13 protein-coding genes are annotated in these 13,601 nt (G+C 68.6%); 6 read left to right on the forward strand and 7 right to left on the reverse strand.

The window, feature by feature from the left end:
* Nucleotides 1-67 precede the first annotated feature (67 nt).
* Nucleotides 68-421: a YciI family protein gene (locus ACTWPB_RS25055; RefSeq protein ID WP_446222977.1), complete on the forward strand. Its 354-nt coding sequence runs from the start codon at nucleotides 68-70 to the stop codon at nucleotides 419-421.
* Nucleotides 418-1,665 (forward strand): RNA polymerase sigma factor, encoded by a 1,248-nt coding sequence (locus ACTWPB_RS25060; protein WP_446222978.1) that lies wholly within the window; start codon nucleotides 418-420, stop codon nucleotides 1,663-1,665. Before ACTWPB_RS25055 ends, ACTWPB_RS25060 begins: the two co-directional genes overlap by 4 nt.
* Nucleotides 1,666-1,691: 26 nt before the next feature.
* On the opposite strand, the gene ACTWPB_RS25065 is transcribed toward ACTWPB_RS25060, so the two are convergent.
* Both ACTWPB_RS25065 and ACTWPB_RS25070 read right to left on the reverse strand, forming a co-directional pair.
* Nucleotides 1,692-2,513: a siderophore-interacting protein gene (locus tag ACTWPB_RS25065; RefSeq protein ID WP_446222979.1), complete on the reverse strand. Its 822-nt coding sequence runs from the start codon at nucleotides 2,511-2,513 to the stop codon at nucleotides 1,692-1,694.
* A gap of 75 nt (nucleotides 2,514-2,588) precedes the next feature.
* The gene (locus ACTWPB_RS25070; RefSeq protein ID WP_446222980.1) at nucleotides 2,589-3,758 is read right to left on the reverse strand and encodes a phosphotransferase family protein; all 1,170 of its coding nucleotides are present in this window, start codon (nucleotides 3,756-3,758) and stop codon (nucleotides 2,589-2,591) included.
* Nucleotides 3,759-4,098: 340 nt separating this feature from the next.
* Here ACTWPB_RS25070 and ACTWPB_RS25075 point away from each other — a divergent pair, with 340 nt between their 5' ends.
* A complete protein-coding gene (locus ACTWPB_RS25075) occupies nucleotides 4,099-4,971 on the forward strand; it encodes a hypothetical protein (protein WP_446222981.1) in 873 nt (290 codons plus the stop codon).
* Between the two features lie 2 nt (nucleotides 4,972-4,973).
* On the opposite strand, the gene ACTWPB_RS25080 is transcribed toward ACTWPB_RS25075, so the two are convergent.
* Nucleotides 4,974-5,942: a DUF389 domain-containing protein gene (locus ACTWPB_RS25080; RefSeq protein WP_446222982.1), complete on the reverse strand. Its 969-nt coding sequence runs from the start codon at nucleotides 5,940-5,942 to the stop codon at nucleotides 4,974-4,976.
* A 76-nt stretch (nucleotides 5,943-6,018) separates the two neighbouring features.
* The gene (aspS, locus tag ACTWPB_RS25085; protein WP_446222983.1) at nucleotides 6,019-7,833 is read right to left on the reverse strand and encodes an aspartate--tRNA ligase; all 1,815 of its coding nucleotides are present in this window, start codon (nucleotides 7,831-7,833) and stop codon (nucleotides 6,019-6,021) included.
* A gap of 209 nt (nucleotides 7,834-8,042) precedes the next feature.
* Here aspS and ypfJ point away from each other — a divergent pair, with 209 nt between their 5' ends.
* Together ypfJ and ACTWPB_RS25095 are read left to right on the forward strand one after the other, a co-directional pair.
* Nucleotides 8,043-8,969: a KPN_02809 family neutral zinc metallopeptidase gene (ypfJ, locus tag ACTWPB_RS25090; protein ID WP_446222984.1), complete on the forward strand. Its 927-nt coding sequence runs from the start codon at nucleotides 8,043-8,045 to the stop codon at nucleotides 8,967-8,969.
* 46 nt (nucleotides 8,970-9,015) lie between these two features.
* Nucleotides 9,016-9,510, forward strand: coding sequence for a hypothetical protein (locus ACTWPB_RS25095; protein ID WP_446222985.1), 495 nt, complete (start codon nucleotides 9,016-9,018; stop codon nucleotides 9,508-9,510).
* 57 nt (nucleotides 9,511-9,567) lie between these two features.
* Here the strand turns inward: ACTWPB_RS25095 and ACTWPB_RS25100 are convergent, their stop codons facing one another.
* Both ACTWPB_RS25100 and ACTWPB_RS25105 read right to left on the reverse strand, forming a co-directional pair.
* A complete protein-coding gene (locus ACTWPB_RS25100; RefSeq protein WP_446222986.1) occupies nucleotides 9,568-11,190 on the reverse strand; it encodes a hypothetical protein in 1,623 nt (540 codons plus the stop codon).
* Entirely contained in the window at nucleotides 11,187-11,504 is a 318-nt protein-coding gene (locus ACTWPB_RS25105) for a type VII secretion target (RefSeq protein WP_446222987.1), read from the reverse strand. Before ACTWPB_RS25105 ends, ACTWPB_RS25100 begins: the two co-directional genes overlap by 4 nt.
* 192 nt (nucleotides 11,505-11,696) lie before the next feature.
* Here ACTWPB_RS25105 and ACTWPB_RS25110 point away from each other — a divergent pair, with 192 nt between their 5' ends.
* Nucleotides 11,697-12,671, forward strand: coding sequence for an NAD-dependent epimerase/dehydratase family protein (locus ACTWPB_RS25110; RefSeq protein WP_446222988.1), 975 nt, complete (start codon nucleotides 11,697-11,699; stop codon nucleotides 12,669-12,671).
* A 12-nt stretch (nucleotides 12,672-12,683) separates the two neighbouring features.
* Here the strand turns inward: ACTWPB_RS25110 and ACTWPB_RS25115 are convergent, their stop codons facing one another.
* Nucleotides 12,684-13,532 carry an SGNH/GDSL hydrolase family protein gene (locus ACTWPB_RS25115; protein WP_446222989.1) on the reverse strand — a complete coding sequence of 283 codons (849 nt, stop codon included), beginning with the start codon at nucleotides 13,530-13,532 and terminating at the stop codon, nucleotides 12,684-12,686.
* Nucleotides 13,533-13,601 lie beyond the last annotated feature (69 nt).

Here is a 13,601-nt window from a genome sequence, read left to right on the forward strand (position 1 = left end):
CACGGTCGCTCGTCGGGTGAGTACGGCCACCCGACGAGCGGGCAGCCCCACACCGAAGGAGCACATCATGAGCCAGTACCTGGTCCTGATCTACGGCGACGAATCCACCTACGCCGCGTACTCCCCCGCCGAGCTCGACGACATGCTCGCCGCACATCGCGCTTTCCAGCAGATCGCCGGTGACGCCAACCTCGGCGGGCAAGCGTTGCAGCCCACCGCGACCGCCACCACGGTCCGCCACGATGCGCGCGGCGAGGTCGTCATCACCGACGGCCCGTTCGCCGAGGCGAAGGAAGCGCTCGGCGGCTACTACCTGCTCGAAGCGCCGGACCTGGACGCCGCGATCGCGATCGCCGCACAGGTGCCTGCCCCCACGGGTGGCGTCGAAGTGCGCCCGATCCAGGCCTACCCGCAGTCGTGACCACGGCGGTGGCCGCGGCCGTCGAGCAGGCGCACCGTCGTGAATGGGCTTTCGTGCTCGCCGCGACGGTGCGGCTGGTCCGCGATTTCGACCTCGCCGAGGAATGCGTGCAGGACGCCTACGCCACGGCGCTGACCGCTTGGGCGAGCGACGGTGTCCCGGCCAAGCCCGGCGCCTGGCTGACGACGGTCGCGCGGCGCCGCGGTCTCGACCGGCTGCGTCGCGAGGGCACCTTCCGTCGCGCGCTGCCCCGGCTCGTCGTCGACGAACCGGTGGCCGATACCGCCGACCTGGCGCTGGCAGAGCTGGACGACCCGGCGATCCCCGACGACCGACTGCGGCTGATCAGTACCTGCTGCCACCCCGCGCTCGCGCCGCAGGCACGGGTCGCGCTGACCCTGCGGCTGGTCTGCGGTGTCACCACCGCCGAGGTGGCTCGCGCGTTCCTGGTGAGCGAGGCGACGATGGCCGCGCGCATCACCCGCGCCAAGAAGAAGATCGCGGTCGCGGCGATCCCGTATCGAGTGCCCTCGGTGCGGGAGCTGCCGCAGCGGCTCGATTCCATCTGCGCGGTGATCCACCTGCTGTTCACCACCGGCCACACCGCACCCGCCGGCGATGTGCTGGTCCGGGCCGATCTCGTCGACCGGTCGCTGCAGCTGGCCAGGATGATGCACGCGCTCGTCCCCGACGACCCATCGGTGACCGGGCTGCTGGCGCTGATCCTGCTCACCGACGCCCGGCGAGCGGCACGGGTCGACAACGAGGGCAACCTGTGCACGCTCGAACACCAGGACCGCGACCGCTGGGACAGAGCGGCCATCGTCGAGGGCATCGCGCTGGTGAAACACGCTCTGCCACATACCGACCGGTATACCTTGCAGGCCGCGATCGCCGCGGTCCACGACGAGGCGCCCACGTGGGCCGACACCGACTGGCGAGAGATCATCGGCCTGTACCGGCTGTTGCTGCGCGATTCGCCGTCACCGGTCGCCGGGCTCAATCACGCCATCGCGGTCGGCCTCGCCGGCGATCCGGCACAGGCGCTGGCGCTGCTCGATCCGCTCGGCGCGGAACCCGCGCTGGCGGCCTATGGCTATCTCGACGCCGCCCGCGCCGCCTTCCTCACCGAGCTCGGACGCACCGCCGAAGCGGTCGCCGCCTACGAGTCGGCGCTGCTGCTCACCGACAACGCGGTCGAACGTGCCCATCTACGAGGCAAACTCGCCGCGCTGAGCCGCTGATCACTTGGTGCACTCCGTGATCGGGATCAGGCGCCTTCGGCCGCCAGCTCCCGCTTCCATTCGCGGAAGCCCTCCTCGGTGCGGCCGCGCCGCCAGTACCCCGAGATCGAGAGCCATTTCGGCGCGACGCCGCGTTCCTTGCGCAGGTAAGGGCGCAGCTGACGCATCACGGACTCGGCCTCGCCGTGCACGAACGCTTGGACCTGTCCCGGCAGCCACTCGGCCGCACGCACCGCGGCCACCAGTGGCGAGTGTGCCCCGGCGAGGTCGTCGGTGATCCGGTCCGAGGACACACCGCGATGTACCCAGTGCAGGCGCAGGTCGGCAGCCGAGACGAGGGGGATCTCGTCCTCGGTGCCGCCCACCTCGACGAACACGAGAGCGGGCGCACCGGTCGGCAACGCTTCGAGCGCGGCCGCGATGGCGGGCAGCGCCGATTCGTCGCCGGCGAGCAGATACCACCCGGCCGCCGGATCGGGCGCGAACGCACCGCCGGGTCCGTTCAACCAGAACCGCTCGCCCGGCTCCACCGAGCGCGCCCATGGACCCGCGACGCCCTCGTCACCGTGCACCACGAAGTCGATGCTGATCTCGCGCCGCCCGGAATCGAAGGACCGCACGGTGTAGGTACGCAGCACGGGCTGGCTGTCCGGGCCGAGCGTCGCCCGCACCGTGTCGAGGTCGAACGGCTCGGGGTATTCGACGCCGGGAACCGGGAAGACCAACTTCACGTAGGCATCGGCGAACGCGTTCGGTGAGAATCCGTCCGAGACGGTGCCGACCACCCGCACCAGGTGCGGGGTCAACCACTGCTTGCGGACGACTGTGACGGTGACCGGTATCGGCATGGCTGCTCCCAACTCCTCAGATCCTTGCCGACGGTACCCGCGTCGCGCCGGGAAGTGGGGAGCCCGCTCGCGCGGCTACTCCGACCAGCGCTCTTCGAGCATCGCCGAGACCTGTTCGGCGAAGTCGCCGACCGCGTCGTCACCGGTCATCCTGGCGTCCTCGGCCAGCGCGGACCAGCGATTGATCAGCGCTTCCGAGCGCGGCACCGACAGCCCGTGTTCGCGGGCCGTAGCGATGCGGGTGTGGTCGGCGGGCAGGAACCAGTAGGTGGACAGCCAGACCCAGATCAACCGGGCTTCGAGAATCCGTTCGGCCAGAACGGTGTCGTCGGCCAGCGACGGCCAGACGCCGACCACGACCGAACGCCAGGCCTCGACCATTTCCTTGGCGCGGCTGCGCGAGAGTTCGAAATCGCACAGGCAGCCGGGGAAGGAGACCAGCGCGTAGGCGATGTCGAGCGTGGCGTCGCGGAAACCGCCCCACTCGTAGTCGAGGAACCGCGCGCCTTCCTCGTTCATGATCACGTTGTCGGGGCACAGGTCCGACGGGCTGAACGCGCGATAGCGGCCACCGGTGAACAGGCGGTTGCCGTGCACGATGCGTTCGGCGATCTCGCCCGGCACCTCGATGCCGAACTCGGCTTCGAGCAGCCCGGGAACCTCGGCGATGGCGGCTTGGGCCTGCTGGGCGATCCCGTCGACGCGGTGTACCGAGTCGACCCGCCGCATCAGGGCGACGAAGTCGGGTTCGCGACCGACCGTCGCGGCATGCATCCGGCCGAGCGCCTGCGCGAACGCCATCAGCGAGTTCCGGGTACCGGGCTCCACGCGTGCCTGCAGCACCGAGGTGAGCAACGCGTTGTCGCCGAGATCGGACAGCACGAGGAGCCGGTCGGGGACGCTGTGCGCGATCAGGAAGGCACCGGGACGCTGCTCGCGGCTCAGCGCGGTGGTGAACTGGTAGGACACCGCCTCGCGCAGGAATGCCGCATCGATGCTGGCGACGCCGGGCGCCAAACCACCGGTGCGGCGGTCAGGACTGGAACCGCGCACCTGCTTCACGATCAGCGTGCGCGGCAAGGAAAATGCGTTTTCCGCAACACGCACGCGTAGGACTGTCGTCCTACCACTGCCGCTGAGCTCGATCGGATCACTCAGCTTTACCGGAGCACCCATTCGCTTTGTGAGCAACTGTTGTGCTGCGGACACGACGTCGGCGGCGCGTTCGGCCAATAGTGCGGTCATCGCCTCTCAAGCTACTCGTACCCGGTCACTTCTAGCGAGCGGTTGGACAACCTTTCCGCGTCGCTCGGCGTGTTGGCGCCGAGGTTGCGCGTGTGTGCCTGTTCGCTTGACACATCAGTCGGTCTTCGGGTTTTCTCATCGTGAACTGCTGTGCGCCACACCGCAAACCGGTTGAGTCGAAAGGTCTATCACAGTGACCGACACTCCGTACGCCGCATCGAGCGATTCTCCGGGCGGGTCGCCTGTTCCGGGCGGTGGCGGACAGTTCGCCGGGCCCACGGGCAGACATGAGGGAACCGGGCAACCACCGGCTCCCCGTTCGGGTCCGAGCAGGCACGGAATGGCCGGTGGCGCAGGCTATCCGCAATTCGAAGGCCCCGGCGCCGCCCAGTACGGGCAGGAGCCGGTCGAGCCGCCACCGCCGATTGCCGGCCATGGCGGGCAGACACCGCAGTACGGGCCCGCGGGCACGGGTCCCGGTTACGCGGTCCCCCAGGCGAAACCGGAGAATACGGCGTACGCCGCCGCCCCCGCATCCGGCGTGTCGCCGGGTGGTGCCGGGCAGACGCCCGGTTACTACCATTCGGGAGCACAGGCCCTCGATATCGGCCGATCGCTGAGCTACGGCTGGGAGCGATTCCGGGCCAATCCGGGTCCGTGGCTCGGCGTCACCGCGGTGGGAGTCCTGATCTATCTCGGCTTCGTCGCCGTCGTCCAGATCGTCCAACCGACATCACCGTTCAGTGTCCTGTTCCTGTTCTTGATGGTGATCGTCGCGCTGTGGCTGCTGCAGGCGGCGATGGTGCGCGGCGCGCTCTACGAAACCGACGGGTACCCACCTGCTTTCGGGTCGTTCTTCCGGTTCGTCAACGCAGGCAATGTTCTGCTGACCTCGCTGCTGGCGTTCACCATCACCCTGCTGCTGTCGTCGCTGTGCCTGGCGCCGGGGGTGATCGCCGGGTTCCTGTGCATGTTCTCGCTGCATTTCGTGATCGATCAGGACTACGGCCCGGTCGAAGCGATCAAGGCGAGCGCGCAGCTGGTGCTGGCGAATCTGTGGGCGTCGCTGCTGCTGGCGCTGACCGTCATGCTGGTCACCGTCGTCGGCGCGGCACTGTGCGGGCTCGGCCTGTTCGTCGCGGGGCCGGTGTGCGTGATCGCGGTGACCTACTCCTACCGGATGCTGACGGCGGGACCGGTCGCCCGCGTCTGAGATCAGCGTTCGAGCGCCGAGCGCATGCCGATGGCTCGTTTGAACCGGCCGATCGGCCCCTTGTCCTCGCCCGCCTTCGGCCGCAGCTCGAGCACCAGTACCCCGGCGATCACGATGCCGAACAGGTTCAGCGCCAGCTGGCCCGCCGACTCGAACGCCCGGTGCCACTGCCCGAGCGTCGCGGCCACCACCGCGTACCCGGCGGCGGGCACGGTCGTCACCGAGATGAAGACCCCGATCAGCGCCGCCGACTTGGCGGTGACCAGCGACAACATGCCCGCCGCGCCGGCGAGCAAGGCCACCACCAGTGAGAACGGTCCGACCTCGTAGATGAAGTCGACGCTGTGCGCGTCGACCACCCCCGCGGTCGTGATCCAGCCGAGCTTCTCCCACACGATCGTCGCACCGAGGGTGACAACCATCGCGATCGGGAAGGCCACCGCCAAGGCGATCATCGAGCGCCGCGCCAGCTGCCACTCACGGCGCACCAGCGCCACCGACAACGCTGCTAGGGGACCGAACTCCGGGCCCACCACCATCGCGCCGACGATGGTGACCGGCGAGTCGGTCGCCACCCCGATCGCGGCGAGCAGGCAGGCGATGGTCAGGAACGCTACGAAGGTGGCGTTGAGCGAGGATTCCTCGTGGGTTTCCTTGAGCAGCTGCTCCCAGATCACCGCGTCACTCGGGTCACCGGGCGCCGCGCGGACGGCGCGGTCCGCGGCATCGGAGAGCACCGCGGTGACCGGGCCGAGGGTGATCCCGCCGTGCTCGACGATGCCGAGCGATTTCACGTCGGCGAGCACCGTGTTGCCCGCCTCCCGAGCCACGTCGGCCTGGACGAGATCGCCCGCGGGCTCGAGCGCGACGCCGCGCATCACCGTCAGGTGGGTGACGCCGGCGTCGGCTTCGAGGATCCGCACCAGCTCGTCGGTCTGCTCGGGCGGGCTGATCACGCGAAGATGTAGCACCGGTGTCCTCCTGATCGGTATCGCCGGTGGCGATACGGGAACTGACCAGAAGGTACCGGGCTACCCTCGATGACCGCTATTTCTCGGCCGGAACAACTTTCGGCGCGGCGGTGGCGTCGCCCTTGCCCTTGATGTCGGGCTTGGCGTCGATGCCCGCTTCCTTGCGCTGCTGCGCGGTGATCTGCGCGGGCGCGTCGGTGAGCGGGTCGACACCGCCACCGGTCTTCGGGAACGCGATCACTTCGCGGATCGAGTCCTCGCCGGCCAGCAGCGCGGTGATGCGGTCCCAGCCGAAGGCGATGCCGCCGTGCGGCGGGGCGCCGTAGGCGAACGCGTCGAGCAGGAAGCCGAACTTGTCCTGGGCTTCGTCGTGGTCGATACCCATCACCGCGAACACGCGTTCCTGCACATCGCGACGGTGGATACGGATGGAACCGCCACCGATCTCGTTGCCGTTGCAGACGATGTCGTAGGCGTAGGCGAGCGCGGAACCGGGGTCGGTGTCGAAGGTTTCCAGGGACTCCGGCTTGGGCGAGGTGAACGCGTGGTGCACCGCGGTCCAGGCCGAGTAGCCGAGGGCCACGTCACCGCTGGCGGTAGCCTCGGCGGTCGGCTCGAACATCGGAGCGTCGACGATCCAGACGAAGGCCCAGGCGTTCGGGTCGATGAGGTCGCACTTGCGGGCGATCTCGCCGCGTGCTGCGCCGAGCAGGGCACGGCTCGACTTCACCGCTCCGGCGGCGAAGAACACGCAGTCGCCCGGCTCCGCACCGACCTGCTTGGCCAGACCCTCACGTTCAGCGTCGGTCAGGTTCTTGGCAACCGGGCCGCCCAGGGTGCCGTCTTCGTTGATCAGGATGTAGGCCAGACCCTTGGCGCCACGCTGCTTGGCCCACTCCTGCCAGGCATCGAGCTGACGTCGCGGCTGGCTCGCGCCACCGGGCATCACGACCGCGCCGACGTATTCGGACTGGAACACCCGGAAGGTCGTGTCCTTGAAGTAGTCGGTGAGCTCGGTGATCTCGACGCCGAAACGCAGATCGGGCTTGTCGGAGCCGTAGCGGCGCATCGCTTCCGCGTACGTCATGTGGGGGATCGGGGTGACGATGTCGTGGCCGACCAGCTTCCACAGCGCGGTCAGGATGTCCTCGGCCAGCAGGATCACATCGTCCTGGCGCACGAAGCTCATCTCGATGTCGAGCTGAGTGAACTCCGGCTGGCGGTCGGCGCGGAAGTCCTCGTCGCGGTAGCAGCGCGCGATCTGGAAGTAGCGCTCGATGCCACCGACCATGAGCAGCTGCTTGAACAGCTGCGGGCTCTGCGGCAGCGCGTAGAAGCTGCCCGGCTGCAGGCGTGCGGGAACCAGGAAGTCGCGCGCACCCTCGGGGGTGGAGCGGGTGAGCGTGGGGGTCTCGACCTCGACGAAGTCGTGGCCGGCCAGCACGTTGCGGGCGGCGGCGTTGACCTTGGACCGCAGCCGGATGGCGCGGCCGGGGCCTTCGCGGCGCAGGTCGAGGTAGCGATACTTGAGGCGGGCCTCGTCGCCGGGGGTCTCGTCGAGCTGGAACGGCAGCGGCGCGCTCTCGTTGAGCACGAGAAGTTCCTTGACGTCGACCTCGATCTGCCCGGTCGGCAGCTCCGGGTTCTCGTTGCCGTCGGGACGCTGTTCCACCACACCGGTGACCTGCACACAGAATTCCGCGCGCAGCTTGTGGGCCTGTTCGGCCGCCTCGCCCTCGCGGAAAACCACCTGCGAGACGCCAGAAGCGTCGCGCAGATCGATGAAGGTCACACCACCGTGGTCACGACGCCTCGCCACCCAGCCGGTGAGGGTGACGGTCTGACCGGCGTGCTCGCCTCGCAGCGAACCAGCCAAGTGGGTGCGCAGCACGGTATTCCTTTCGACAGACTTTCGCGGACTCGTCGCACCGGCGCAGATGTCCGGGTGCACTGCCATCGTAGTGAGACACGGTGCCCGAGTGAAAACCGATATCTACCCCACCGTGTCAAGCTTGTGACACCTGTTCGCCGTCGCTGGTCCCGCCGACGGTGAATCATGCTGTGAGGCAGCCCGACATCCGAGCGAAGGCGAGCACCGCGATGACCTTCAACGAAGGTATGCAGATCGACCCCGGCCGGGCTTCCTCGGGTGGCGGACCCGGCACGGGCGGCAAACTCGCCCTCGGCGGCGGCGCGGGCGGTCTGATCCTGTTGGTGATCACCTTGCTCATGGGTGGCGATCCGGGGTCGGTGCTCGGCAACTTCACCGGCGCGCAGGGCGAGCAGCAGGCGCAGCCGGGGACCGCGGGGACGCCGACCCACTGCAAGACCGGCGCCGACGCGAACAAGTACGTCGACTGCCGGGTGGTGGCCACCGCGCAGAGCCTGGACGCGGTGTGGTCGGTGCAGCTACCCGAACAGACCGGCAAGAGATACGTGCGGCCCGAACTGGTGCTGTTCACCGGTGTCGTGAACACCGGGTGCGGCAATGCCACCAGTGATGTCGGCCCGTTCTACTGCCCTGCCGACCAGACCGCCTACTTCGACACCGCCTTCTTCCAGGAACTGACCGACCGCTTCGGCGCGAGTGCGGGACCGCTGGCGCAGGAGTACGTGGTCGCACACGAGGTCGGCCACCACATCCAGAACCAGCTCGGCGATATCGGTAAGGCCCAGCGCGATCCACAGGGTGCGACCTCCGGCGCGGTGCGCACCGAACTACAGGCCGACTGTTACGCCGGCATCTGGGCCAACTTCGCCGACAAGCAGCCCGCACCGGGCGGCGGGCAGCCCTTCCTGAAGCGTCTGTCCGACAAAGACATTCGCGACGCGCTGTCGGCCGCCAATGCCGTCGGCGACGACCGCATCCAGCGTTCCGCCGGCCGCGGCGTCAATCCCGAGTCGTGGACCCACGGGTCCTCCGAACAACGGCAGAGATGGTTCCTCGTCGGCTACCGGACCGGTTCGGTGCAGTCATGCGACACCTATTCCGCGCGTGACCTCGACAACCCGCCCGGGCTACGCTGACCCCGAACGCGATACCCACGCACTGTCTTTCGATCGAGGGGAACCCATGCGCCCGACCCTGACCGGACTGCTCGTCTGTGCTCTCGCCCTGCCCGGCGCGAGCGCACTCGCCCATGCCGATCCGGCGCCACTACCGCTGGTGAGCCTGACCACGATCCCCGACGGCTGGTCACAGCGCACCGACCTGCGCCCGGTCTTGCAGGTCTTTCCCGACGGCAAAGCCGTGCACATGCCCGACGCGGTGAGCAAGGACCGCAAACCCGAGACCGCGCCAAAGAAGGTGACCGGAACGGTTGCCTCCGACGTGATCTCAGCCGCGCGCGAGGAGATCAACGCACTGAAGGACACCGATTTCGGGATCCCGGCAGGCGATAACCGGGGCACCCAGATCATCGATCTGATGCCCGAGGACCCGGCCGACGAGGCCCACTTGGTCATCTACTCCCCCGAGTCGTCCGATGGCCTCAACCCGGAGCAGAAGGCCGCCCGTCAACGCTTCACCGACCTCTACAAGAAGCTGGTCGACGCCTTCAAGAGCTGATCGTTCGACGCTGACCCGAAGGGCCTCGCCGGTGTCCACCGGCGAGGCCCTTGCCGGTCAGAACCGGTCCGCGGTCGCGTCTTCGTCGCGTTCGTCCTCGTGGACGGCGCCGATGACATCGGGCGTGGATTCGCCCAGCGGGCCGGTGAGATCGTCGTTGCCGGTGCGGCTCTGGTAGGGCTGCACGGTACGACCGTGCTCTTCCTCGTTGTTGCCCCGGCCTGCGCCCGCTCCCGCGCCACCGCCCATCATGCCGGAGGTACCGCCGGTGCTCGCCGCCGTGGTGGAACCCGAGCCCATCAGACCGGCGGTCATCGCACGGCCCGATGCGGGAAGCGCCGCACCCGGCAGGGCCGCCGTGGTCTTCGGCGTGCCCGCGCTGGGGGTGCCACCGGTACTGCCACCCGCGCTACCGCGCGCGGTGCCGAGCGCGCCGAGTGAGGCGCCCGAGCTGCCGCCACTGCCACCGGAACCACCGGTGCCAAGACTCGACGGTGTCGTCGAGCCGGCAGTGGTGGTGCCCGCGGTGGTGCTCGCCGCGGTGGTGGAGGAATCGCCGCCGGTGAGGGCTTCCTCCGCCTGGGTGAGCAGCGGTTCGCCGATGTTCTCCGAGGCCGCGGCCAGGACTTCATCGGGCGAGGGCAGGCCACTCTGGCTGGCGAGCTGCCCGACGACGCCGCTGAGTTCGCCGGTGTACCCCATCAACTGCCCACGGGTGACGTTGACAACCGACACCGCTTCACCGAGATGGGTGGTGGCCAAGCCGATCAGGGTGGCCTGGGTCGGCGGCAGCATGATCGTCGGCGCGAGCGCGGTGGCCTGGGCCGCGAACGTAGTGGCGATCGTGGTGAGCTGGGCGTTGCCGGTCTGGACGACAGCAGCCGCCTGCTGGGTGAGCGCGGAGATGTCGATGCCGCGCTGGCTGGTGTCCTGACCCTGGGTCTGAGCCTGCTGGCTGGCGGTGGTCGCCGCGTCGGCGGCCTCACCTTCCCACAACTGCTGCACGGTCTTCACCCCGCCTTGGGCCAGGCTCATCGCCTGTTCGATGACCGCGGAGGAGTTGCTCAGGATCGCGGTGGGGTCCAGCGAGCTGAAGACACCGGTACCGAAGCTGCTGAGCAGGTCGAGGAACGGCTGGAACAGGGTGTCGATGCCGGGCAGCGCGGGCAGCGACAGTCCGCTCATCAGCGCGGCGACCGGATCGTCGGTCAGCGTCGGCGCGGCAGCGGACGTGCTCGCGCCGGAGGTGCTCGCGGCGCCGGTGCCCGATGTGCCGGTGAGCGCGGCCTTGGCCTGGTCGTAGGCGGTCAGCGCGGCAGCCGACGCGGGCGCCGCGACCTGAGCGACCGTGCCCTGCAAGCCGCTGAGCGCGGAGGAGGCATCCTCGGCGACGCCGGACAGGATGTCCTGGGGTTGGACGCCGGTGCCGAGGCCACCGAGCCCGCCCAGCCCGGCCGGCGACATGCCGGCGTTCTGGGCTTCGTCGGTGATCTTCTGCGCGAGCGTGAAGACCGCTTCCCCGGTCTCGGCAGCATCCTCGGGTACCTGCATCAGCGGCACATCCAGAATCGCCTGCGAGTCGAGGGGTGCCGCACCCATCACCGATGCGGTCGCGGCATCGGCAGCGGCCATGGCGGCGTCGGGAGCGATGACGCCCGCGTCCGAACTCAGCGGCTTCACAGCCCAGCAGCCTGACGTGCGAGCTGGGCGGCGTTGTCGATATCGGTCGTCTCGAAGGTCACCGACGACTTGAAGGCGGCGTCGGAGAGCGAGCTGAACTTGGCCGACAGGTCGTTGATGTCCTTGGCCTGCAACACTTGTGCGGCCGCGAACATCGCGAGGTAGTCGGCGCCGATGAGGCCGAACACCGGCGTCGCCGCCGACACGCTGGCGACCAAGTCGAAATTGCCCGCCGCGGCGACCTGTGCCGCCACTCCGCCATTGGTCGCCGCGAACGCAGCGACCTCTTCGGTTTGCACCGAGAGATCGGTCATGCGAAATCCCCCAACTCGTCGTGAAAAGTCTGCCCTGCAGAAGCGAGCGGCGGCCGCGAAACTCCCGACGCGACCACCCAACTGCGATTGGCGCCAAATATAGCCGAACTCCCCGACAGTTTTCGAGTCGTGCCACCTTCGATCCGCGTGATCCACTGTCAAAACTAGAACATGTTCTATATCCTTGGGCTCATGAAGGTCGCAGTGACCGGCGCAGCCGGCTACCTCGGTACCAACTTGATCCCTCTGCTCGTCGAGCGCGGCCACGAGGTCGTCGCGATCGACCGCACGACCACTACCACCGCCGATCCGGCTGTGACCTGGGTCGATGGCGATGTGCTCGACCCCGCGTCGATGCGTGCGGCGCTGGCGGGCACCGAGGTGGTGTACCACCTCGTCGCGCTGATCACCCTCGCCGAACGCAACGATCTGGCGTGGCGGGTGAACACCGAAGGCGTGCGCGTCACCGCCGAGGCGGCGCTGGAATCGGGCGTGCGCCGGTTCGTGCACACCAGTTCCATCCACGCCTTCGATCAGTATCGCGCGGGCGGACACATCGACGAGACCTCCAGCCGCTCCGACGATCCCGGCCTGCCGGTGTACGACCGGTCGAAGTGGTCCGGCGAGCTGGCCTTGCGCCCGGTGATCGAGCGCGGGCTCGACGCGGTGATCGTGAATCCGACCGGCGTCTACGGTCCGGTCGATCACCCGGAGCGACTGTCCCGGCTGAACTCCATCGCCACCAAGGCGATGCGCGGCCAGATTCCGGCCATGATCGGCGGCGGCTTCGATCTGGTCGACGTGCGCGACGTCGCCAAGGGCCTGATCCTCGCGGGCGAGAAGGGTCGCACCGGTGAGAACTACCTGCTCGGCGGCGAGATGACCGCGATGATCGACTTCTGCCGGATGGCGGCGGCTCGTACCGGCGCCAAGGGTCCACGCTTCGCCGTCCCCGCGAAAGCACTCGGCGCGCTGCTGCCGGTACTCGAGCCGATCAGCAGGCGCCTCGGCTCCGACGTCCTGTCCAAGGCCGCACTCGGCGCGCTGATCTCGGCGCCGATCGTCGATCACGGCAAGGCCGAACGCGAACTCGGCTACCACCCTCGCCCGACCGAGGAAACCGTCGCCGATCTGGTCGACTTCCTGCGCGCACCGCGCAACGCCTGACCTCGAACACCCTTATGCCGCCACCGCTTCGCCGATGACGTCCGCCGTTGCCTGCTGCCCCGCGGCGTTGGGGTGCACCGGTGTCGCGTTGAGCTGACCCGGCACCGGCGGCTCGACCCACCGGGTCGCGAGATCACGACAGGCGTCGTGCCCGATGCCCGGGGTGTAGATATCGACATAGCTCGCACCGTTGGCTTCGGCCTGTCGCCGCATCGCGGCGTTGAGTTCCTGTTCGACACCCCGCGCGTAGGCGATATCGCCGGTGCTGAGCGGGACCTGGGGATAGCAGCGGCCCGATTCCGGCAGCACCGCCGGATATCCGACGACGTACACGCGCGCGTTCGGGGCGAGCGTCCCGATGCGCGCGATGGCGGCACCCATCGCGGGTTCGTTGGCCGCGATGTCGTCGCTGAATCGCGATCCCCAGGTGTCGCGACACGGCGCGCCGACATCGGCGGCATTACCGAGATTGAGCGCGATACATGACATGACCATCGTCTGGAACAGGTTGTCGTCGTTGCCGCCGATCTGATAGGTGACGACCCGGGTCCGCGGCGACAGCGCGTCGAATTGCGGTGGCTGATCAGGATATTGGGCGGTGGTCATGTGCACGGTGGCTGCCGACGCACAGCTGACGTCGGTGAGCTCCCACCCCGTCGCCGAGGCCAGTCGATGCGGATAGTTCGACACCGATCGAGTGCACAGGGGCGGGCTGCCCGGCACCGGGTCGAGCAGCCCCGGCGCGGCGGTGTAGGAATCCCCGAGCGCGACATAGGACATCGCGGGCGCCGAGGCGGCACCCGGAAACAGCAGGCCGACGACGAGTTGAGCGACGACCGCGACAAGCAACGGCCTTCCCATCGAACACTTCTTACCTAGACACCACCGCTCACCGGGCCGAAGGTCCGGCATCAGCCATTTTACCCGCGC

It is taken from the genome of Nocardia sp. IBHARD005 (assembly GCF_052814245.1).

Excerpts from the sequence above, each read along its gene's own strand:
- ACTWPB_RS25070 (WP_446222980.1), bottom strand. The coding sequence starts at position 3,758 with ATGACCGCACTATTGGCCGAACGCGCCGCCGACGTCGTGTCCGCAGCA.
- ACTWPB_RS25110 (WP_446222988.1), top strand. The coding sequence starts at position 11,697 with ATGAAGGTCGCAGTGACCGGCGCAGCCGGCTACCTCGGTACCAACTTG.
- ACTWPB_RS25115 (WP_446222989.1), bottom strand. The coding sequence starts at position 13,532 with ATGGGAAGGCCGTTGCTTGTCGCGGTCGTCGCTCAACTCGTCGTCGGC.
- ACTWPB_RS25065 (WP_446222979.1), bottom strand. The coding sequence starts at position 2,513 with ATGCCGATACCGGTCACCGTCACAGTCGTCCGCAAGCAGTGGTTGACC.
- ACTWPB_RS25095 (WP_446222985.1), top strand. The coding sequence starts at position 9,016 with ATGCGCCCGACCCTGACCGGACTGCTCGTCTGTGCTCTCGCCCTGCCC.
- ypfJ (WP_446222984.1), top strand. The coding sequence starts at position 8,043 with ATGACCTTCAACGAAGGTATGCAGATCGACCCCGGCCGGGCTTCCTCG.
- ACTWPB_RS25055 (WP_446222977.1), top strand. The coding sequence starts at position 68 with ATGAGCCAGTACCTGGTCCTGATCTACGGCGACGAATCCACCTACGCC.
- ACTWPB_RS25105 (WP_446222987.1), bottom strand. The coding sequence starts at position 11,504 with ATGACCGATCTCTCGGTGCAAACCGAAGAGGTCGCTGCGTTCGCGGCG.
- ACTWPB_RS25075 (WP_446222981.1), top strand. The coding sequence starts at position 4,099 with ATGGCCGGTGGCGCAGGCTATCCGCAATTCGAAGGCCCCGGCGCCGCC.